General features: G+C 68.9%; 19 protein-coding genes. 9 read left to right on the top strand and 10 right to left on the bottom strand.

Features of this window, described 5'->3' with window-relative positions:
• The first annotated feature begins 70 nt into the window (after window positions 1-70).
• Window positions 71-1,261, top strand: a complete 1,191-nt coding sequence (locus IAE24_RS19720; RefSeq protein WP_325100559.1) for an HPP family protein — start codon at window positions 71-73, stop codon at window positions 1,259-1,261.
• A gap of 10 nt (window positions 1,262-1,271) precedes the next feature.
• Here the strand turns inward: IAE24_RS19720 and serA are convergent, their stop codons facing one another.
• The gene (gene serA / locus IAE24_RS19715) at window positions 1,272-2,501 is read right to left on the bottom strand and encodes a phosphoglycerate dehydrogenase (protein WP_012202286.1); all 1,230 of its coding nucleotides are present in this window, start codon (window positions 2,499-2,501) and stop codon (window positions 1,272-1,274) included.
• Window positions 2,502-2,859: 358 nt separating this feature from the next.
• Here serA and IAE24_RS19710 point away from each other — a divergent pair, with 358 nt between their 5' ends.
• The 4 genes from IAE24_RS19710 to IAE24_RS19695 all read left to right on the top strand — a co-directional run bounded on the left by IAE24_RS19710 (window position 2,860) and on the right by IAE24_RS19695 (window position 5,239).
• The gene (locus IAE24_RS19710; protein WP_199961550.1) at window positions 2,860-3,837 is read left to right on the top strand and encodes a hypothetical protein; all 978 of its coding nucleotides are present in this window, start codon (window positions 2,860-2,862) and stop codon (window positions 3,835-3,837) included.
• Between the two features lie 49 nt (window positions 3,838-3,886).
• Window positions 3,887-4,450 carry a nitroreductase family protein gene (locus IAE24_RS19705; RefSeq protein WP_034397858.1) on the top strand — a complete coding sequence of 188 codons (564 nt, stop codon included), beginning with the start codon at window positions 3,887-3,889 and terminating at the stop codon, window positions 4,448-4,450.
• Between the two features lie 122 nt (window positions 4,451-4,572).
• On the top strand, window positions 4,573-4,809 hold the full coding sequence (locus IAE24_RS19700; RefSeq protein ID WP_013800215.1) for a hypothetical protein: 237 nt from the start codon (window positions 4,573-4,575) through the stop codon (window positions 4,807-4,809).
• Between the two features lie 76 nt (window positions 4,810-4,885).
• On the top strand, window positions 4,886-5,239 hold the full coding sequence (locus IAE24_RS19695) for a hypothetical protein (protein WP_199961551.1): 354 nt from the start codon (window positions 4,886-4,888) through the stop codon (window positions 5,237-5,239).
• Between the two features lie 15 nt (window positions 5,240-5,254).
• On the opposite strand, the gene IAE24_RS19690 is transcribed toward IAE24_RS19695, so the two are convergent.
• The 3 genes from IAE24_RS19690 to pyrE form a co-directional block, all read right to left on the bottom strand.
• Window positions 5,255-7,861: a membrane-bound PQQ-dependent dehydrogenase, glucose/quinate/shikimate family gene (locus IAE24_RS19690; protein WP_099751983.1), complete on the bottom strand. Its 2,607-nt coding sequence runs from the start codon at window positions 7,859-7,861 to the stop codon at window positions 5,255-5,257.
• 211 nt (window positions 7,862-8,072) lie between these two features.
• Window positions 8,073-8,741, bottom strand: coding sequence for a DUF4124 domain-containing protein (locus tag IAE24_RS19685; RefSeq protein WP_199961552.1), 669 nt, complete (start codon window positions 8,739-8,741; stop codon window positions 8,073-8,075).
• A gap of 7 nt (window positions 8,742-8,748) precedes the next feature.
• Window positions 8,749-9,450 (bottom strand): orotate phosphoribosyltransferase, encoded by a 702-nt coding sequence (gene pyrE / locus IAE24_RS19680; protein ID WP_013800211.1) that lies wholly within the window; start codon window positions 9,448-9,450, stop codon window positions 8,749-8,751.
• A 10-nt stretch (window positions 9,451-9,460) separates the two neighbouring features.
• Between pyrE and IAE24_RS19675 the strand changes: the two genes are divergently transcribed.
• Window positions 9,461-10,264, top strand: a complete 804-nt coding sequence (locus IAE24_RS19675; RefSeq protein WP_013800210.1) for an exodeoxyribonuclease III — start codon at window positions 9,461-9,463, stop codon at window positions 10,262-10,264.
• Window positions 10,265-10,316: 52 nt separating this feature from the next.
• Here the strand turns inward: IAE24_RS19675 and IAE24_RS19670 are convergent, their stop codons facing one another.
• From IAE24_RS19670 to IAE24_RS19660, 3 genes are read right to left on the bottom strand one after another with little or no spacing between them, the layout of a single operon-like run.
• Window positions 10,317-11,741 (bottom strand): NAD(P)(+) transhydrogenase (Re/Si-specific) subunit beta, encoded by a 1,425-nt coding sequence (locus IAE24_RS19670; protein ID WP_012202277.1) that lies wholly within the window; start codon window positions 11,739-11,741, stop codon window positions 10,317-10,319.
• Window positions 11,738-12,082 carry an NAD(P) transhydrogenase subunit alpha gene (locus IAE24_RS19665; RefSeq protein WP_012202276.1) on the bottom strand — a complete coding sequence of 115 codons (345 nt, stop codon included), beginning with the start codon at window positions 12,080-12,082 and terminating at the stop codon, window positions 11,738-11,740. Before IAE24_RS19665 ends, IAE24_RS19670 begins: the two co-directional genes overlap by 4 nt.
• Window position 12,083: 1 nt before the next feature.
• Window positions 12,084-13,199 carry a Re/Si-specific NAD(P)(+) transhydrogenase subunit alpha gene (locus IAE24_RS19660; RefSeq protein ID WP_199961553.1) on the bottom strand — a complete coding sequence of 372 codons (1,116 nt, stop codon included), beginning with the start codon at window positions 13,197-13,199 and terminating at the stop codon, window positions 12,084-12,086.
• Window positions 13,200-13,519: 320 nt separating this feature from the next.
• Here IAE24_RS19660 and IAE24_RS19655 point away from each other — a divergent pair, with 320 nt between their 5' ends.
• From IAE24_RS19655 to IAE24_RS19645, 3 genes are all read left to right on the top strand, one after another.
• On the top strand, window positions 13,520-13,759 hold the full coding sequence (locus tag IAE24_RS19655; RefSeq protein WP_088166699.1) for a zinc ribbon domain-containing protein: 240 nt from the start codon (window positions 13,520-13,522) through the stop codon (window positions 13,757-13,759).
• Between the two features lie 86 nt (window positions 13,760-13,845).
• Complete coding sequence (locus tag IAE24_RS19650; RefSeq protein ID WP_012202273.1) at window positions 13,846-14,484, top strand: MBL fold metallo-hydrolase; 639 nt, start codon at window positions 13,846-13,848, stop codon at window positions 14,482-14,484.
• 115 nt (window positions 14,485-14,599) lie between these two features.
• Window positions 14,600-16,057 carry an aldehyde dehydrogenase family protein gene (locus IAE24_RS19645; RefSeq protein WP_180318569.1) on the top strand — a complete coding sequence of 486 codons (1,458 nt, stop codon included), beginning with the start codon at window positions 14,600-14,602 and terminating at the stop codon, window positions 16,055-16,057.
• Window positions 16,058-16,067: 10 nt separating this feature from the next.
• On the opposite strand, the gene IAE24_RS19640 is transcribed toward IAE24_RS19645, so the two are convergent.
• The 3 genes from IAE24_RS19640 to IAE24_RS19630 all read right to left on the bottom strand — a co-directional run bounded on the left by IAE24_RS19640 (window position 16,068) and on the right by IAE24_RS19630 (window position 18,802).
• A complete protein-coding gene (locus tag IAE24_RS19640; RefSeq protein ID WP_016448572.1) occupies window positions 16,068-16,970 on the bottom strand; it encodes a M48 family metallopeptidase in 903 nt (300 codons plus the stop codon).
• Window positions 16,971-17,030: 60 nt separating this feature from the next.
• On the bottom strand, window positions 17,031-18,002 hold the full coding sequence (locus IAE24_RS19635) for a DMT family transporter (protein ID WP_199961554.1): 972 nt from the start codon (window positions 18,000-18,002) through the stop codon (window positions 17,031-17,033).
• A gap of 71 nt (window positions 18,003-18,073) precedes the next feature.
• Entirely contained in the window at window positions 18,074-18,802 is a 729-nt protein-coding gene (locus IAE24_RS19630) for a helix-turn-helix domain-containing protein (protein ID WP_013800199.1), read from the bottom strand.
• Between the last annotated feature and the right edge of the window lie 120 nt (window positions 18,803-18,922).

The raw sequence follows: 18,922 nt of genomic DNA, 5'->3' as shown, positions 1-18,922 counted from the left end.
CCCGGGGCCGCGCAGGCAAAGACAAAAAGACAACAAGGCCATGGGCTGGAACAGAAAAGCATGGGGGCCGGTGGTGCCACGCCCCGCGCCTGCGGACATGTGGCGCGTGGCCATGGGCTCCATCGTGGGCATGGGGCTGGCCACGGCCCTGGTCTGGCTGGCGCATGCGGGCACCTGGGATCTTCCCCTGCGCCTGTTCGCGCCGCTGGGCGCCACGGCCGTGCTGCTGTTCGCCGTGCCCACCAGCCCGCTGGCCCAGCCCTGGTCCTGCGTGGTGGGCAATACGGTGTCGGCGCTCTGGGCCCTGTTCGTGCTGCAGTGGTGCCCGCCCCAGCTGGCCCCTGCGCTGGCCGTGGGTGGCGCCATAGGCTGCATGCTGCTGACGCGCTCGCTGCACCCGCCAGGTGGCGCCATGGCCCTGCTGACGGTGCTCAACGCCAAGGCCTCGCTGGCCGCCGGCTGGATGCTGCCCTTCCTGCCCGTGGGCGCACTGACACTGGGGCTGGTCCTGGCGGCCACGGCGCTCCACCGCGCCACGGGCCGGCGCTATCCCCACCATGCCGACACGGCGCCCAAGGCCGCGCCCGCCGATGCGGCCCACCGCCATGCCTCGCGCCTGGGCCTGTCCCATGCCGATCTGGAGGCGCTGCTGCTGCGCTTCGGCCAGGAAAACAACCTGGAAGCCGATGACCTGGCCGAGCTGCTGGCCGCCGCCGAGGAAACCGCCATCGAGCACCGGCTGGGCGGCGTGCGCTGCGCCCAGCTGATGACGCGCGATCCCGTGAGCTGCTCCATGGACGACGACGTGCACGCCGTGGCCGCACGCTTTCGCGCGCACCCGGCCAAGAGCCTGCCGGTGCTGGACGCCGATGGCGGCCTGGCCGGCACGGTCTCCCGTGCCGAGCTGTACGAGTGGCTGTGGATGAGCCCCGTGCGCCCGGCCGAATCTGCGGCAAAACCTTCTTTGTTGAACTGGCTGGGCCAGCGCCTGCCCGGCAAGACCCGGGCCGCGCCCCGCCTGTCGGAGCTGCCCCAGCTGGTTCATGCGCCTGAACTCAGCGTGGACGAAGACACGCCCGTGGGCCAGTTGCTGGACGCCCTGGCCCGGCACAGCGTGCCCTGCATTCCCGTGATGCGCGAAGGCCGGCTGACCGGCCTGATCACGCGCACGGATCTGATGCGGCTGCTGCTGCAGCCGGGCAGACAGGGCGACCCGGCAACGCGCCAGTTTCAGGAAGTGCGCCCAAGCGCAGCATCCTGAAACCTGGCCATCAGAACAGCACGCGGCAGCGGATGGTGCCGGGAACCTGGGTCAGTTTCTCGACCGCCAGACCCGAGGACTGGGCCGCCAGGTCGATCACCACATAGCCCACCTTCTCGTCGGTGCGCAGGTACTGGCCGGCGATGTTGATGCCGTTCTCGGCAAACACCTGGTTGATGGCCGACAGCACGCCGGGCTGGTTGTGGTGCACGTGCAGGATGCGGTTCTGGCCGGGGTGGGCGGGCAGGGCCACTTCGGGGAAGTTCACCGCCGAGGTGGTGGTGCCGTTGTCGCTGTACTTGACCAGCTTCTCGGCCACTTCCAGGCCGATGTTGGCCTGGGCCTCCATGGTGGAGCCGCCCACGTGCGGGGTCAGGATGACGTTGTCCAGGCCGCGCAGGGGCGAGACGAATTCATCCTTGTTGCTGCGCGGCTCGGTGGGGAACACATCGATGGCGGCGCCCAGCAGCTTGCCGGCCTTCAGGGCCTCGGCCAGCGGCTCGATTTCCACCACGGTGCCGCGCGAGGCATTGATCAGGATGGCGCCGGGCTTCATGGCCGCGATTTCCTTGGCGCCGATCATCCATTGGGTGGAGGGCAGCTCGGGCACGTGCAGGGTGACGATGTCGCTGCCGGCCAGCAGATCGGCCAGCGATGCGGCCTGGCGCGCATTGCCCAAGGGCAGCTTGGTGGACACGTCATGGAAGAGCACCTGCATGCCCACGGACTCGGCCATCACCGACAGTTGGGTGCCGATGGAGCCGTAGCCCACGATGCCCAGCGTCTTGCCGCGGATTTCGTAGGAGTTTTCGGCGCTCTTGAGCCAGCCGCCGCGGTGGGCGGAGGCGTTCTTGGCAGGCACGCCGCGCAGCAGCAAGATGGCTTCGGCCAGTACCAGCTCGGCCACCGAGCGCGTGTTGGAGTAAGGCGCGTTGAAGACCACCACGCCACGCTCGCGCGCCGCGTCCAGGTCCACCTGGTTGGTGCCGATGCAAAAGCAGCCCACGGCCACGAGCTTTTGCGCGGCGGCGAACACGTCGGCCGTCAGCTGCGTGCGCGAACGGATGCCGACGAAATGCACGTCGGCGATCTTGCGCTTGAGCTCCTCGCCTTCCAGCGCGCCCGTCACGGTCTCCACATTGGTGTAGCCCGCGTTGCGCAGCACTTCGAGTGCGGAAGGATGGATGCCTTCGAGCAGCAGGAACTTGATCTTCGATTTATCCAGCGACGTTTTGGTCATGGGCGAGCCCTCTCTAGTCAGTCAGAAATCAGAGCGAGCATTACAGCGGATTCGGGAAGCCGCTACAGCCGGTAGGCCCAAAGCCTGCGCGCCCGCAAGCGGGAGAACCATGCGCCCTGCGGCCATGAACGCCCGGCCATCCGGCAGACGCTCATTGCAGGACGGCGCATGCCACGGGAGCACATGCACACTTCGAGATTGGCGCGAAATGTAAAACATTGAGAACCGGTGCGCCCGTGCACGGCAGCCTTCCTAGAATTCGCGCGTCTGTGTCCGGCGCTTTCAAATCAATAGCAACAGAACAGGCCTGCAGGCGGGCCGGACGCGCCCTTGTTTTACGAACCAACCGAGGAATCCGATGATTACAAACATGCTGCGCAGGATCGAGGACCTGCTGGTGCAGGTGGTGCGCGTGGTGCTGCTGGTGTTCTCCCTGCTCGTGCTGGTGGGCATGGCACTGTGGACCTGGGAGAGCTTCAGGCCCGGCAAGGCCGAGGCGCCCCAGGCCGTGGCCCAGGAATTGAACTGGAAGGACGCCAGGCCCGACCTGCAGTTCGTCGTGGACGAAACCAGCCGCGACCTGGGCGCGGGCGGCGGCGAACCCGCCATGGAAAAGCGCTTGGCCGATCCGGCGCTGCGCCCCGCCTTCCAGAAGACCGACGCCCTGGTGCGCGCCTTCGTGAACAAGGATCCCGCGCGGCGCGAGCGCACCGAGCGGGACAACCAGGCCCGGGGCCTGGCACCGCTGCACCCGCTGCTGCAAGGCGACGCCCTGCCGTCCGAGGCCGATGTGCAGCGCCGCATCCAGGAGCGCGGGCAGCGCGAAGGCGATGCCGGGGCCGTGGATGCGGCGGCCGACGTAGCGGCTGCCGACGCAGCGGCTGCCGCAGCCGCCTCCACCGACGAGGAAGACGGCTGGATGGTCGAGCCCGTGGATACCGCCGCCGCCATCCACGAGCGCGCCCAGGCCGCCGAGCTGGAACACGGCAAGGGCGCCTATGCGGCCTATGTGCAGGGCCTGCCCGCCGCGCTGGAGCAGGTCTTCGGCAATGCCGCCCTGGAGCCGCGGCTGCAGGCGCAGACGGCCCAGCAGATCCTGTCCACGGTGCTGCTGAACTACACGCTGTCCCTGGACAATGCGGCGCGCGCGCTGCGCGGCGAGGACAGCCAAGGCAGCAGCTCATGGAAGGAGCGCTTCGGCGCCGTGGAGACGGCCTTCTGGAGCATGCTGATGTCATTCCTCGTGCTTGTGGTGATGGTGCTGGTCTTCATCCGCATGGAGCGCCACCTGCGCGTGATCAGCCAGCAGCATGGCCAGGCACCGCGCCAGCCCTGAGGCCTTGCGCTATCGTTGCCGCTTTCCTTTCTGCTTGCCGCCTATCCGCATGACACGCAACACCACCACCCCCATCCATCCCCAGTTCCTGGGCCGCATGTCGCCGCGCGCCTTCAAGCCGGAGGCACTGAGCCAGGCCCAGATCGAGCAACTGGCCGACGCCGCGCGCTGGGCGCCTTCGGCCAGCAACAAGCAGCCCTGGCACTTTGCCTATGCGCTGCGCGGCGATGCGAACTGGCAGGCCTTCAGCACCATTCCCAACGAATTCAACCGCCGCTGGTGCCTGGAGGCGGGCGCGCTGATCGTGCTGATGTCCGACCGCCAGGCCTCGCCCGGCAAGCACAGCTTCGACGCGGGCTGCGCCTGGGGCTACCTGGCGCTGGAAGCCCATGCCATGGGCCTGGCCACGCACGCCATGGGCGGCTTCTCGGCCGACGCCGCCCGCGAGGTGCTGCGCCTGCCCGAGCACCTGGAGCCCGAGGTGGTGATCGCCGTGGGCTGGCGTGGCGATGCGGCCACCCTGCCCGACGATCTGCGCGAGCGCGAGGTGCCCTCGCCCCGCAAGCCGCTGGCCGAAGTGCTGAGCGCCGGCCCCGTGGCCACGGGCGGCTGACGGCGGGTTCCAAGTCCTACGCCGCTTTGCGGGGATGCCCCGGATGGCCGCTCCAGGCCCCGGGGCTACACTGGTCCACAGGCCTGCGGCGCAGCAGGCGTCCATGACCCCAAGGAGTTGCCATGACCCCATCCACCAGCCCCAATCTCGACAAGCTGCGCAACATCGTCCAGAAGTTCGGCGCAAGCTCCTTCACCACGGACCAGGTGGCCAGCGAATACGACGACGCCCCGGCCACGGCGGAAAGCACCGAGCAATTCGACGCCCTGCTGCAGCGCCACGCGGCCGTGCTGGGCATCCATGCCGTGCCCGGAAGCGGCGGCCAGGGCCACGGCGCCACCGTCTGGCAGCCGGCCTGAGCGCGCAGGCGGCGCAAAGCACGGCGCCGCTACACTCGCTGCGGCCGGCACGGTGCCGGCGTGCAGTTTCCTTTTGATGTCCTCACTCTCTCCCCATACCTGGCTGCAGCTGTCCGTGGCAGCCAGTGCCTTGCTGGTGCTCGCCTCCATCGGCTGGGTCTGGCACGGCACGCGCGCCCTGCCCGCGGATTCGCGCGATGGCCGCAGCGCCCGGCGCATGGCGGCCCTGTTCGCCCTGGGAACGCTGGCCTGGCTGGCCTACGGCCTGTACACGGGCTATGCCGTGCTGTGGAAGGCAGACGCGCTGATGCTGTTCGCCCAGCAAGGCGCGCTGCTGCGCCTGCCGTTTCTGATCGGCGGACTGGCCTGGGTGGCCGCGCTGCTGGTCACCCGCGTGCTGCGCATGCTGGGCCGGGCCGGATCGGCATGACCCGGCGCTGAGCGCTCAGGGCGCCGCCACCTCCTTGGGCAGCACATAGGCGCGCACGCTGTCCCCGGCCTTGGTTCCCGTCGAACCATGTCCACCCGCCACCACCACCAGGTACTGGCGCTGGTCCGTGCCCAGGTAGGTCATGGGCGTGGCCTGGCCGCCTGCGGGCAGGCGGTCCTGCCAGAGCTGGCGGCCGCTGTCCACGTCATAGGCGCGCACATAGTTGTCCAATGCCCCCGAGTAGAAGGCCACGCCGCCAGCGGTCATCACCGGCCCGCCAATGCCGGGCACGCCCATGCGAAAGCCCAGCGGCAGCGGGCTCAGGTCACGCGGCGTGCCGTTGCGGCGCTGCCAGACGATCTGGCCCGTGCGCAGGTCGGCACCCGCCACAAAGCCCCAGGGCGGCGCCTGGCAGGGAATGCCCAGCGGCGAGACAAAGGGCTTGAGCCGCACGGCAAACGGTGCGCCGAAGTTTTCGTTGAGCGCGGGCAGGCCGTCCTTGGGCGGGCCGCCATCCTGCACCAGCAGCGAGGTATCGTCCGCACGCGGCACCAGGGTGGAGACGAAGGCCAGCCGCGTGGGCGTGGCAAACACCACCTGCCGGCGCGGGTCCACGGCAACGCCGCCCCAGTTGAAGACGCCGAAGTTGCCCGGATAGATCAGCGAGCCCTGCTCCGAGGGCGGCGTGAAGCGTCCCTCGTAGCGCAGGCGGCGAAAGGCCAGCCGGCACCACAGTTGCTCGAAGGGGCTGGCGCCCCACATGTCGCGCTCGGTCAGGGCCGGGGGGTTGAAGCTCAGTTGCGAATGCGGCTGCGTGGGCGCCGTGCGGTCGCCGCGTGCCGCGCCCTGCGGCGCAGCCACCTCGGTGACGGGCAGCAGCGGCTGGCCCGTGCGCCGGTCCAGCACGAACAGCTCGCCCTGCTTGGTGGGCTGCACCAGGGCGGGCACGCTGTGGCCGCCGATCTCCAGGTCGATCAGGCTGGGTTGCGAGGGCACGTCGTAGTCCCAGAGATCGTGGTGCACGGTCTGGAACACCCAGCGCACGGCGCCCGTGGCAATGTCCAGCGCCACCACCGAGGACGAATACTGCTCGGCCTCGGCGCTGCGCCGCCCGCCCCATTGGTCGGGCGGCGCATTGCCCATGGGCACGAAGACCAGGCCCAGCGTCTCATCCACGCTGGAGATGGACCAGCTGTTGGGCGAGCTGGGCACATAGGTCTGCCCCGGGGGCAGCGGCGTGCTGTTGCCTGGCCGCCCCGGGTCCCAGGCCCACAGCAGCGCACCCGAGCGGATGTCGAACGCACGGATCACGCCCGAAGGCTCGCGCGTGGAATGGTTGTCCAGCACCGTGCCGCCCACGATGATGCGGTCGCGCGCCACCACCACCGGCGAGGTCGAGTAGTACGAGCCCGGCTTGCGCTCGGGCATGCCCTGCCAGAGGTCGATCTGGCCCTGGCCGCCCGCCACATTGCTGCAGGTCTGGCCATCTGCGGGATTGAGTGCGACCACCTTGCCGTCGGCCGTGGCCATGAACAGCTTGGCGGTGCAGCGGCCGTCATCGCCAGGGGCTGCAGAAGCCGAAGCCGTGGATGCGGCGGTGGGTGCAGGCATGGCCTGCGCGCCGGGCTTCCTTGCAGCCGGCGCCACCGCCGAATGCGTCTGCCCTGCCGCCGCGTCGAACTGCGCGGCCGCCTGCGCCGACTGGTAGGACAGGCCCCGGCAGGTCAGATGCTGCAGCGCCAGCCCCTTGGGCATGGGCAGGTCGCGCCGCCACAGCTGCTTGCCCGTGGTGGCATCGAGCGCAATCACCGATTGATGGGGCGTGCACAGGAACAGGCGCTCGCCGATCTTCAGCGGCGTGACCTCGAACGTGGTTTCTTCGGGATCGCCGGGTTTGCCGCGCACATCGCCCGTGCGGAACTCCCAGGCCAATTGCAGCAGCCGCACGTTGTGCGGGCCGATCTGGCGCAGCGGCGAATAGCGCTGGCCCGCTCCGGTGCGGCCATAGGCGTGCCACTCGCCATCGGGCACGGCATCGGTGGCATCGCCCTGCAGCACCGGCGGGCTGCGCAGGCCACCGGCATCGGAGGCCACCATGGACATGTTCTGCACGGCCGTGACCTGGCCGTCGGCCGGCAGGTCCGACGCGGCGGCGGCCGCGCCCGCAAACTGGCCCTGGGTTTCATGGGCATCGCGCTGGCGCCCGAATGACAGGCCCGCAAGAATGGCCGTGCCCAGCACCACCAGCGCCAGCGCCGCATGGGCCGGTGCCAGGCCCCGGTTCTGGCCCATGTCGGGCTCATGGCGCAGCGCACGCACCGACCAGGGCAGCACCAGCAGCAGCCCCATCAACCAGGGCACCCCCAGGCGTCCCGCCAGCGGCCACCAGTCCAGCCCTATCTCCCAGACCGCCCACAGCGCGGTGCCCAGCAGCCACAGCGCAAACAGCCACAGCGCCATGGCCGAACGGCGCGCCACGCCCAGGCCCACGGCCAACAGCAGCACACCTGCCACCACGTAGTAGCCGCTGCCCCCGGCCCACAGCAGCTGCGCGCCTCCCCAGGCCAGCCAGGCACCGGCGGCCCACAGCCACAGCACCGTCAACCATCGCCATGCCGTCATGCATGCTCCCTTCTCGCGGCGGCCCGGCACCTGTGGCTGCAGCGCACACCAGCAGCCAGGCCCTGAGGGCCCGGGAAAATCCGTGGCCGGGAATGTAGTGACAGCCTAGACCGCCGCAATGGCAGCGCTTGCAGGACGAATCCGATTCACGCGCACCGGGCGGGCGGCAGGCCGTTCGCGCCAGACGGGAAAGACAGGGGGCAAGGGCCGCTCAGCGGCCCGTGGGAGCCGCAGCGGCGGCGGCCGCGCTCCACAGCGCACGCAGCGGCACGAGCTCGGCATCGAAGCGCTGGTTGATGCGGCTTTTTTCCTGCTCCTGCTGCTGGATGAAGCGCTGCTGCTCTTCCTGGCTGCTGCGGTTTTCATCGAGCTGGCGGCGCAGGGAGGCGGGGGCCTTGGACGGGTCCTTGCGGTAGAACTCCATCTCGCCATCGATCTTGACGCGCTGGGCCTGCAGCTCCTGTATGCGCTGGCGCGCCAGGTTGGCGACCTGGTCGGTCTGCGACAGGGCCTCGGCGCGTTCGGCGTCGTGCGTGGCCTGGTTGGGATAGCGCGCAATCAGGGCGCGCTCGCGCGAGCGCTCCTCGCGCACACGGCGCTGTTCGGCCTGCTCGCGGCGGCGCTGGGCATCGAGCTCGGCGCGCTCGTTGTCGGTCAGCGTGGGGCCGACGCGGCGCAGCTCCACACCGGAGCTGCCCAGCACACGCTGGTCGCGGTCCACGCATTCGGCAATGGGGCGGTCTGCCGTCAGGCGCCGGCCCTTGGCGTCGGTGCATGCATAGATGCCGGCCGGCACGCCGGCATCCAGGGCGCAGGCAGGGCCAACCGTGGCACCAGCCAGGGCGCACCACAGCAACCGTGCATGCAACGCCTTGTTCATCAAACCCTTATTCCTTGTCGTTGACTCCGTAACGCTGGCGGTAGGCCAGCACGCGCTCATGGTGGCCGCTGCCTTCGCTGCCACCTTGAATCTCAAGATAAAGCAATAAATCTGCCAACTTTGCAATGGTGCAGACCTGCATGCCCAGCTGATTGCGCACGTACTGCACGGCGCTGTGGGGCACGTCCTGGCCATTCTCGGTGGCCATTTCCTGGCGGTCCAGCGCGATCGCCACGGCATGCGGCGTGGCGCCTGCGGCGCGGATGATGGCGATGGACTCGCGCGCTGCCGTGCCGGCGCTCATCACGTCGTCCACGATCAGCACGCGGCCCTTGAGGGGCGCGCCCACCAGGGTGCCGCCCTCGCCGTGGTCCTTGGCTTCCTTGCGGTTGTACGCAAAGGGCTTGTTCAGGCCCATGCGGGCCAGCTCCACGGCCACGGTGGCGGCCAGCGGGATGCCCTTGTAGGCGGGGCCGAAGATCATGTCGAACTCGATGCCGCTGGCCGCGATGGCTTTTGCATAGAATTCGGCGAGACGGCCCATCTTGCCGCCGTCATCGAACAGGCCGGCATTGAAGAAGTACGGGCTCATGCGCCCGGCCTTGGTCTTGAACTCGCCGAAACGCAGCACCCCTGCGTCAACGGCGAATTGCACAAATTCCTGCGCCAGACGGCCTGTGTCATCGGCCTGCAGATTACTCACCACCATGGATTCATCCTTGTTCAAATTGACCAGCCTCAACCTCAACGGCATCCGCTCGGCCTCGACCAAGGGCGTCGAAGCCTGGATCGAGGCCACTGCGCCGGATTGTATTTGCGTGCAGGAAATCAAGGCCCAGGCCGCCGACATGACCGGACGCTTCGAGCTGCTGGCCGGCCTGCGCGGCCACTTCCACTACGCCGAGAAGAAGGGCTACTCGGGCGTGGGCGTCTACAGCCGCCACGAGCCCAGCGATGTCGTGGTCGGCTTCGGCTCGCACGAATTCGACGCCGAGGGCCGCTACGTGGAGGCGCGCTTCGACACGCCCGCGCGCAAGCTGTCCATCATCAGCGCCTACTTTCCCAGCGGCAGCTCGGGCGAACTGCGCCAGACGGCCAAGTTCCGCTTCCTGGCCGAAATGCACGATCACCTGATGCGCATGAAGGGCGAGCGCGAGTTCATCCTGTGCGGCGACATCAACATCGCCCACCAGCAGATCGACCTCAAGAACTGGCGCAGCAATCAGAAAAACAGTGGTTTCACGCCCGAAGAGCGCGAGTGGATGACAAAGTTGTTACACAAAACTGATCCCACGGGCGGTCTTGTGGACGTTTATCGCCTGCTCCAGCCCGACACCACGGACGCCTGCTACACATGGTGGAGCAACCGCGGCCAGGCCTATGCCAACAACGTGGGATGGCGCCTGGACTACCACCTGGCCACCCCGGCCACCGCCGCACTGGCACGCACCGAGCACATCTACAAGGATGTGAAGTTCTCGGACCATGCGCCGGTGACCATCGGCTATGACATGAAGGTGTGAGCGCAAGGAGCGGCTCGCGCCGCCCCTTGTCCCTTGTGCCCCACGCAGCACCTCACTCCAGCGCCTTGCCCATGTCCTCCACCACCTTCTTGGCGTCGCCGAAGACCATCATGGTCTTGTCCATGTAGAACAGCTCGTTGTCCAGGCCCGCATAGCCGGCCGCCATGGAGCGCTTGTTGACGATCACCGTCTTGGCCTTGTAGGCCTCCAGGATGGGCATGCCGTAGATGGGGCTGCCCTTGACGTGTGCGGCGGGGTTCACCACGTCGTTGGCGCCCAGGATGATGGCCACGTCGGCCTGGCCGAACTCGCTGTTGATGTCCTCCATCTCGAAGACCTGGTCGTAGGGCACCTCGGCCTCGGCCAGCAGCACGTTCATGTGGCCGGGCATGCGGCCCGCCACCGGGTGGATGGCGTACTTCACGGTCACGCCGCGTTCGGTGAGCTTGTCGGCCAGCTCCTTGACCGCGTGCTGGGCACGCGCCACGGCCAGGCCGTAGCCGGGCACGATGACCACGGTTTCGGCATTGCCCAGGACGAAGGCGGCATCGTCGGCGCTGCCGCTTTTGACGTTGCGCTGCTGCTGGGAGCCTGCCGCCGCGCTGGTGGCCTCGCCGCCGAAGCCGCCCAGGATCACGCTGAAGAACGAGCGGTTCATGGCCTTGCACATGATGTAGCTCAGGATGGCGCCCGAGCTGCCCACCAGCGAACCCGCAATGATCAGCATGCTGTTGTTCAGCGAGAAGCCGATGCCCGCCGCCGCCCAGCCCGAGTAGCTGTTGAGCATGGACACGACCACCGGCATGTCCGCGCCGCCAATCGGAATGATCAGCAGCACGCCCAACAGCAGTCCCAGGGCTATGACCAGCACGATGTCCATCCAGCTTTGGCTGTGCCAGAAGCCGAAGACGAAGAAGGCTGCTGCCAGCCCCAGCACGGCGTTGAGCGCATGCTGGCCCTTGAACTGCACGGGCGCGCCCTGGAACAGGCGGAACTTGTACTTGCCGCTGAGCTTGCCGAAGGCGATCACCGAGCCCGTGAAGGTCACGGCGCCGATGAAGGCGCCCAGCGCCAGCTCCACGCGGTTGCCGCCCGGGATGGCGCCGCCCTTGGCCGTGATGGCAAAGGCCCAGGGCTCGGCCACGGCGGCCACGGCGATGAACACCGCTGCCAGGCCGATCATGCTGTGCATGAAGGCGACCAGCTCGGGCATCTTGGTCATCTCCACGCGCTGGGCCATGACGGCACCGGCCGTGCCGCCGACCAGCAAGCCCAGCAGCACCCAGCCCAGGCCCAATGCATTGCCGCCGGCCAGCTGCACGATGAGCGCCGCCGTGGTCAGCACGGCGATCACCATGCCGGCCATGCCGAACAGGTTGCCGCGTATGGAGGTGGTGGGATGCGACAGCCCCTTGAGCGCCTGGATGAAGCAGACGCTGGCCACCAGGTAGAGCAATGTGACGAGGTTCATGCTCATGACTGGCCCTCCGCCTTGGCGTCCTTGCCGTCCTTGGCCGGAGCGCTCTTGCGCTCTTTCTTGCGGAACATCTCCAGCATGCGCCGCGTGACCAGGAAGCCACCGAACACATTGACCGCGGCCAGCGCCACGGCCAGCACGCCCATGGTCTTGCCCAGGCCCGTTTCCGTGAGCGCCGCCGCCAGCATGGCGCCGACGATGACGATGGCCGAGATGGCATTGGTCACCGCCATCAGCGGCGTGTGCAGCGCGGGCGTGACGGTCCAGACCACGTGGTAGCCCACGTAGATGGCCAACACGAAGATGATGAGATGGATGATGGTGGGGGATACGGCTTCCATGTCATTTCCTCCGCAGCTGGCCTTCATGGGCCATCAGGCACGCGGCCACGATGTCGTCCTCTATGTCCACATGCAGGGCGCCATCCTTGTTGATGATGAGCTTGAGAAAATCGAGCACATTGCGTGCATACAGGGCCGAGGCATCGGCCGCCACCATGGCGGGCAGGTTGGTCAGTCCCACGATGGTCACGCCATGCGTGACCACGGTCATGCCGGCCTGGGTCAGCGGGCAGTTGCCGCCGCGCTCTGCCGCCAGGTCCACGATGACGGCGCCGGGCTTCATGGCCTGCACCATCTCGGCCGTGACGAGCACGGGAGCGGGCCGGCCCGGGATCAGCGCCGTGGTGATGACCACGTCGGCCTGGGCCACGCGCTTGGCCACCTCGGCCTTCTGGCGGTCCAGCCAGCTTTGCGGCATGGGGCGCGCGTAGCCGCCCACGCCTTCGGCGGCCTCCTTTTCCTCGGCGGTCTCGTAGGGCACGTCGATGAACTTGCCGCCCAGGGATTCGACCTGCTCACGCACGCTGGGCCGCACATCGCTGGCCTCGATCACGGCGCCCAGGCGCTTGGCCGTGGCAATGGCCTGCAGGCCGGCCACACCCACGCCCAGCACCACGACGCGCGCGGCCTTCACCGTGCCGGCCGCCGTCATCAGCATGGGAAAGAAGCGCTGGTACTGGTTGGCCGCGATCATCACGGCCTTGTAGCCGGCGATATTGGCCTGGCTGGACAGTACGTCCATGCTCTGCGCACGCGTGGTGCGCGGAGCCGCCTCCAGCGCATAGGCCGTGATGCCCGCATCGGCCAGGCGCTGCAGGCCTGCGGGCTGGAACGGGTCCAGCATGCCGACCAGCGTTGCACCCTTGCGGATGCCGGGCAACTCGTCCTCCGAAGGGATACGGACCTTGAGCACCAGGTCGGCGCCCAGGGCGCCTGCCACATCGACGATCTCCGCGCCCGCTGCCTCGTACAAGGCATCGGGCACGCTGGCCGCCACTCCCGCCCCCGCCTGCACGCGCAGCACATGGCCTTGCGCACGCAGCTTCTTGACGGTCTCGGGGGTCGCAGCCACCCGGGTTTCTCCTGCCATGGTCTCGGCAGGCACGCCAATCAACATACCGGTTCTCCCTCGCGTGATGCCGGTACCCGCCCTGCATTGCGCAAGTGGCGGCCCGACCCATCCTCGAAAAAATCCTTGCGTGCCTGCATCGGGGGCAGGCTGGCTTGGCGGCACGGCTAGCTTGTAACACGGCGGCGTTGCCGCAGCCACGGGGTCTGCCCGCGAGGCTGTCTCCTGTCCGTCACAGGACCTGGATTGCCACGAGATGACAGCCACATTAAATGATCGCCATCCACGGCCCGGCGCACCGCTGCCGTGTCCCAATGCGCCTTTGAACGACTGCAGCGGCGCATCCGCGCAGTGCGAAGGAATGCACCATGGGACTCTTGCAAAGACTGTTCGGAAATCATTCGCGCGGCGGCCACCACGGCGGCGGCGCATACCGTGCCGCAGCCGTGGCGGCGGTCTGCCCCGGCTGCCATGCATCCATTGCCGCCAGCTCGCGCTTTTGCCCGCAGTGTGGCGGCGCGGTGCTGCCGCAGGCCTGCAGGAACTGCAACGCCAGCCATCCGGCCGGCGCGCGGTTCTGCGGGCAATGCGGCCAGCCGACCACCTGACGGTGCAAGCGGGGGCGGCCCCGCGCTGCCATCAGGGGAAGGAGCGGGAATAATGGGCGCTTTCGCCAGAAGCACCCACGCCGCCCATGCTCCAGTACCACACCATCCCCGTCACCGCCTTCCAGCAGAACTGCTCGCTGGTCTGGTGCGACCAGACCATGGAAGCCGCCGTCATCGACCCGGGCGGCGACCTGGAGCAGATCGGCTGGGAGATAGAGCGCCTGGGCCTGGCGCTCAAGGCCATCTGGCTCACGCACGCCCACATAGACCACGCAGGCGGCACGCGCGAGCTGGCCGATGCACAGCAGTTGCCCATCATCGGCCCCCATCCCGGCGACCAGTTCTGGATCGATGCCCTGCCCCAGCAGGGAGCCATGTTCGGCTTCCCGCATTCGGACCCCTTCACGCCCACGCGCTGGCTGCACGATGGCGACACGGTGAGCATCGGCCAGGAAACGCTGCAGGTGCGCCACTGCCCCGGCCATACGCCCGGCCACGTGGTGTTCCATGCGCCGCAGATCGACCGCGCCTTCGTGGGCGACGTGCTGTTCGCGGGCAGCATCGGCCGCACCGACTTTCCCCAGGGCAACCACCAGCAGCTGATCGACAGCATCGTCCAGCGCCTGTGGCCCATGGGCGACCAGACCGTGTTCATCCCGGGCCACGGCCCCGAAAGCAGCTTCGGCCGCGAGCGCAAGAGCAACCCCTACGTGGGCGGGACCTGAGCCGTACGGGAGTCCCCTACAGGACTCCGCGCGCCTGCGCCCATCGGGCATCATGCCCGGCACAGCCGGCGGCGCCCCCGGACCGCCTCCCATTCCAACTAACGGAGACAGCTTCATGAGCACGCAAGAGCACCTGCAGTTCTATATCGACGGCCAATGGGTTCCCCCGGCCGTGCCGCGCACGCTGGATGTGATCAATCCGTCCACCGAGGAGGTGGCGGCCCGCATCAGCATGGGCTCGGCCGCCGATGTCGATGCAGCCGTGGCCGCCGCACGCCGCGCGTTCGACGGCTTCTCGCAGACCACGCGCGACGAGCGGCTGGCCCTGCTGGACAAGGTGCTGGCGGTCTACATGCGCCGCATCGACGAGGTGGCGCAGACCATCTCGCTGGAGATGGGCGCGCCGCTGTGGCTGTCGCGCGCGGCCCAGGCCACGGTGGGCGCGGGGCACCTGAAGCAGACCCTGCAGGTGCTCAAGGAATTCGAGTTCGAGAGCGTGCGCGGCACCACCGGCATCGTGCATGAGCCCGTGGGCGTGGTGGGCATGATCACGCCCTGGAACTGGCCCATCAACCAGATCATGTGCAAGGTGGCACCGGCCCTGGCGGCGGGCTGCACCATGGTGCTCAAGCCCTCGGAGATCGCGCCGCTCAATGCCATCCTGGTGGCCGAGATCCTGCACGAAGCGGGCGTGCCGGCCGGCGTGTTCAACCTGGTCAACGGCGACGGCCCCTCGGTGGGCGAGGCCATGTCCGTGCACCCCGGCATCGACATGATGACCTTCACCGGCTCTACCCGCGCGGGCATTGCCGTGGCCAAGGCTTCGGCCGATACCGTCAAGCGCGTGACGCAGGAGCTGGGCGGCAAGTCGGCCAACATCGTGCTGGACGACGCCGACATCGAAAAGGCCGTGGCCCAGGGTGTGAACGCCTGCTTCACCAACTCCGGCCAGAGCTGCAACGCACCCACGCGCATGTTCGTGCCGCGCGCCCTGCATGCGCGCGCCGTGGCAGCCGCCAAGGCCGCTGCCGAAGGCATGAAGGTAGGCGATGCACTGGCCGACACCGGCGCCATGCACATGGGCCCCGTGGTCAGCGAGGCGCAGTTCCGCAAGATCCAGGGCCTGATCGAGGCCGGCATCGCCGAAGGCGCCACCCTGGTGGCCGGTGGCACGGGCCGCCCCGAGGGCCTTGCGCGCGGCTACTTCGTGCGGCCCACGGTGTTTGCCGATGTGCGCAACGACATGACCATTGCGCGCGAGGAGATCTTCGGCCCCGTGCTGGTCATCCTGCCCTACGACACGGAGGAGGAGGCCATCGCCCAGGCCAACGACACGCCCTACGGCCTGTCGGGCTATGTGCAGTCAGGCAGCCTGGAGCGCGCACGCCGTGTGGCCTCGCGCCTGCGCACCGGCATGGTCCACCTCAACGGCGCGGGGCCGGACTTCGGCGCGCCGTTCGGCGGCTACAAGCAGTCGGGCACGGGCCGGGAATGGGGCGAGCATGGCTTCAAGGAGTACCTTGAAGTGAAAGCCGTGATGGGCTACCAACCAAAGCAAAAAGCCGCCGCCTGAAGGCGGCTGCCTACCCGCGCCGTGCGGCCTCGTAGAGGCCTTCCACGCGCGGGATGTTGCGCTCCAGCTCGCGGATGCGCTCGGGGCCTGCGGGGTGGGTGGACAGGAATTCCAGGCCGCCACGGTCACCCGTGGCCTGGCCCATCTTGCGCCACAGCGAGACCGAGGCCTGGGGGTTGTAGCCGGCACGCGCGGCCAGCTCCAGGCCCACGAGGTCGGCCTCGCTCTCGTCGCCCCGGCTGAATTTCAGCGACAGCAGCTGGCCGCCCAGGCGGGCCGCCGCATTGCCCAGGTCGCCCAGGCCCAGCAATTGGGCGCCCAGCGAGATGCCGATGCTGGTGGCCTGGTTCTTGGCCAGCTGCTCGCGCGAGTGTTCGCGCAGCGCATGGGCCATTTCATGGCCCATGATCATGGCGATCTCGTCGTCGGTGAGCTGCAACTGGTCGATGATGCCGGTGTAGAAGGCGATCTTGCCGCCTGGCATGCAAAAGGCATTGATCTCCTTGCTGCCGATCAGATTCACCTCCCAGCGCCAGGCATTGGCACGCGGGTTCCATTGGGCGGTGTACGGAATCAGCCGCCGGGCAATGGCGCGCAGCCGCTGCAGCTGCGGGTTGCTGTCGCCAGCCAGCGCGCCCTGGGCGCGGGCCTTGGCCAGCAGTTGCTGGTACTGGTCGGTGGCGGCGCCTTCCAGCGTCTCGGCCGGCACCAGCTTGCGCAGGCCCGAGGCACCGCCCACCTGCACCTGTGCCGCCACCGGCGCCGTGGCCAGGCCCATGGCCGCCGCGCTGCCGGCCAGCAAGAAACCGCGACGCGCGCGCCAGGGCGCGCAGGCACAGCCCCAGGCGGACGGGGCACAGGGCTCGGAGGAGAGATGGGATGGCTGCTGCATGCCGCCAAGTCTAGCGGCCATGCATGCCTGAAACATGCGGAGAACAGCGCATCGTGAAGAGCGGCGCCGGCCTACAAAGAGTTACGCCATCTGCGCGGCCATCACGGCCCGCTGCGCCCGCATCTCGGCGCCGATCACCAGCATCAGCCCCGCCAGCACGGCCAGCAGCCCCAGCCACGATTGCAGCGGCTGCCGCTCGCCCACGACCCACACCGCCAGCACGAAGGCCGCCACGGGCTCGATCAGGCTCAGCGTCACGCCCGTGGGGCCGGAGATGCTGCGCAGTCCGATGGAAAACAGCATGTGCGCCAGGCCCGACACCACCACGCCCAGGTAGACCACCACCAGCACGGCCGCCAGGCTCCACTGCGGCAGGCCGCTTTGCACCAGCGCAATCGGCACCGCCATGCAGGCCGCCCCGGTGAAGACATAGAAATTCACCACGCGCGGCGACATGTGGGTGACCAGGCGCTTGTTGATCAGCGCATAGCCCGCGTACGACAGCCCCGCCAGCAGGCACAGGGCCAGGCCGCTCCAGGACAGCGTGGCGCCGCCCCGTGCCATCACCATGGCCGCACCTCCCGCCACGCTCACCAGCGTGCCGGCCCACCACAGCGCAGACAGGGGCGCGCGCAGCACCAGCGCCTGCATCAGCCCGGCCCAGATGGGGCCGCTGCCAATGGCCACGGCCGTGCCCACGGCCACGCCCGTGAGCGTCACGCCCTCGTAGAAGAAGATGCTGTAGCCGCCGATTCCCATGGAAGCCAGCACGAACCAGGCCGGGCGCATGCCCAGGTGCACGGGGTTGGGCAGCAGCGGCTGGACGGGTGCCACGCCCTGCCCGGCCCGCCCGCGCAGCCTCCAATGGGAGACCGCCAGCAGCACGCCCAGAAACAGGCTGGAAACCGCCAGCTGCGCGGCGCCCACCCAGAACGGCGACAGCCCGCCTGCGCCCAGGCTTTGCGCCGTGCCCGTCGTGCCCCAGAGCACGGCAGCCACGGAGACGAAGGCGATGCCGACGGCTGAGGAAGAAGCGGAAGAGTTGCGAACCATGGCGCCATGTTGCGACTGGCGCGGCCGGGCATTTGTCGAGAAACGCTCGTAGTCCGGAGACTGTGAACGGGCTAGCCGCGCAGCTGCCGTGCCGTCACGCCCCGGTCGCGCCGCAGCGCATAGGCCAGCGCGCTGGCCGAGGCATATCCGCAGCGCAGCGCCGTGGCCTCCAGGGGCAGGCCCCGCGCCAGCCCGCGCTCGGCCGCATCCAGGCGCAGGCCGCGCAGCCAGGCCTGGGGCGGCTGGCCCGCCAGCTCCACAAAGCGCGCGTGAAAGCGCTGGGCGCTCATGTGGCACAGGGCGGCCAGCCGGGCCGTGGGCCAGTCCTCGTGCAGTGCGGCCTGCACCTGCGCGGCCAGCCCTTGCAGGTCCAGCCCCCGGCGCGCCAGCAGGCCGGGCGCCTGCAGCACCTGGGCCAGCTGCTCGGCGGCCGGGCCTTCCGACTCCCGGCCGCGCAGGGCCGGCGGCACGGAAAAGCGCCGCATCCGGTCCAGCCCCGGGCCGCTGGGCGCATCGATGACGAACACGCGCGAGCGCGGCGCCGCCAGGTAGCCGTGGTCCACGCCGGCGGGGATGAGCATGCCGCTGACGGCGTCCACAAAGGCGCTGCGCCCGCCCACCTCCAGCTCCATGCGGCCCTGCAGCGCATAGAGGATCTGCGCATGGCCGTGGGCGTGGGCCTGGTGCTCGCCGCTGTAGCTGCGCACCGAGCTGTGCGGCGCGAAGGCGGTATCGGTGGCATCGGCCGCGCCGTCTTGCGCGGCGGCATCGCTGTGGAGGGAAGAGAGGGTGTAGGCCATGGCGGCATCCTGTGCTCGCGATGGTAGCGCGCGCCAGTCCGCACCACCATGGGCCCGATAATGGCCGCAGCCTGCCGCAGCACAACATGACCGAGCCGTCCACCACCACCCCCTCCGCCC

Source organism: Delftia sp. S65, from assembly GCF_016516495.1.
Lineage (GTDB): Bacteria > Pseudomonadota > Gammaproteobacteria > Burkholderiales > Burkholderiaceae_C > Comamonas > Comamonas acidovorans.
The sequence above is the reverse complement of the archived record's forward strand: the minus strand, read 5'-3'. Positions and strand labels throughout refer to the sequence as shown.

Excerpts from the sequence above, each read along its gene's own strand:
- serA (WP_012202286.1), bottom strand. The coding sequence starts at position 2,501 with ATGACCAAAACGTCGCTGGATAAATCGAAGATCAAGTTCCTGCTGCTC.
- IAE24_RS19710 (WP_199961550.1), top strand. The coding sequence starts at position 2,860 with ATGATTACAAACATGCTGCGCAGGATCGAGGACCTGCTGGTGCAGGTG.
- IAE24_RS19705 (WP_034397858.1), top strand. The coding sequence starts at position 3,887 with ATGACACGCAACACCACCACCCCCATCCATCCCCAGTTCCTGGGCCGC.
- IAE24_RS19700 (WP_013800215.1), top strand. The coding sequence starts at position 4,573 with ATGACCCCATCCACCAGCCCCAATCTCGACAAGCTGCGCAACATCGTC.
- IAE24_RS19695 (WP_199961551.1), top strand. The coding sequence starts at position 4,886 with ATGTCCTCACTCTCTCCCCATACCTGGCTGCAGCTGTCCGTGGCAGCC.
- IAE24_RS19690 (WP_099751983.1), bottom strand. The coding sequence starts at position 7,861 with ATGACGGCATGGCGATGGTTGACGGTGCTGTGGCTGTGGGCCGCCGGT.
- IAE24_RS19685 (WP_199961552.1), bottom strand. The coding sequence starts at position 8,741 with ATGAACAAGGCGTTGCATGCACGGTTGCTGTGGTGCGCCCTGGCTGGT.
- pyrE (WP_013800211.1), bottom strand. The coding sequence starts at position 9,450 with ATGGTGGTGAGTAATCTGCAGGCCGATGACACAGGCCGTCTGGCGCAG.
- IAE24_RS19670 (WP_012202277.1), bottom strand. The coding sequence starts at position 11,741 with ATGAGCATGAACCTCGTCACATTGCTCTACCTGGTGGCCAGCGTCTGC.
- IAE24_RS19665 (WP_012202276.1), bottom strand. The coding sequence starts at position 12,082 with ATGGAAGCCGTATCCCCCACCATCATCCATCTCATCATCTTCGTGTTG.
- IAE24_RS19660 (WP_199961553.1), bottom strand. The coding sequence starts at position 13,199 with ATGTTGATTGGCGTGCCTGCCGAGACCATGGCAGGAGAAACCCGGGTG.
- IAE24_RS19655 (WP_088166699.1), top strand. The coding sequence starts at position 13,520 with ATGGGACTCTTGCAAAGACTGTTCGGAAATCATTCGCGCGGCGGCCAC.
- IAE24_RS19650 (WP_012202273.1), top strand. The coding sequence starts at position 13,846 with ATGCTCCAGTACCACACCATCCCCGTCACCGCCTTCCAGCAGAACTGC.
- IAE24_RS19645 (WP_180318569.1), top strand. The coding sequence starts at position 14,600 with ATGAGCACGCAAGAGCACCTGCAGTTCTATATCGACGGCCAATGGGTT.
- IAE24_RS19640 (WP_016448572.1), bottom strand. The coding sequence starts at position 16,970 with ATGGCCGCTAGACTTGGCGGCATGCAGCAGCCATCCCATCTCTCCTCC.
- IAE24_RS19635 (WP_199961554.1), bottom strand. The coding sequence starts at position 18,002 with ATGGTTCGCAACTCTTCCGCTTCTTCCTCAGCCGTCGGCATCGCCTTC.
- IAE24_RS19630 (WP_013800199.1), bottom strand. The coding sequence starts at position 18,802 with ATGGCCTACACCCTCTCTTCCCTCCACAGCGATGCCGCCGCGCAAGAC.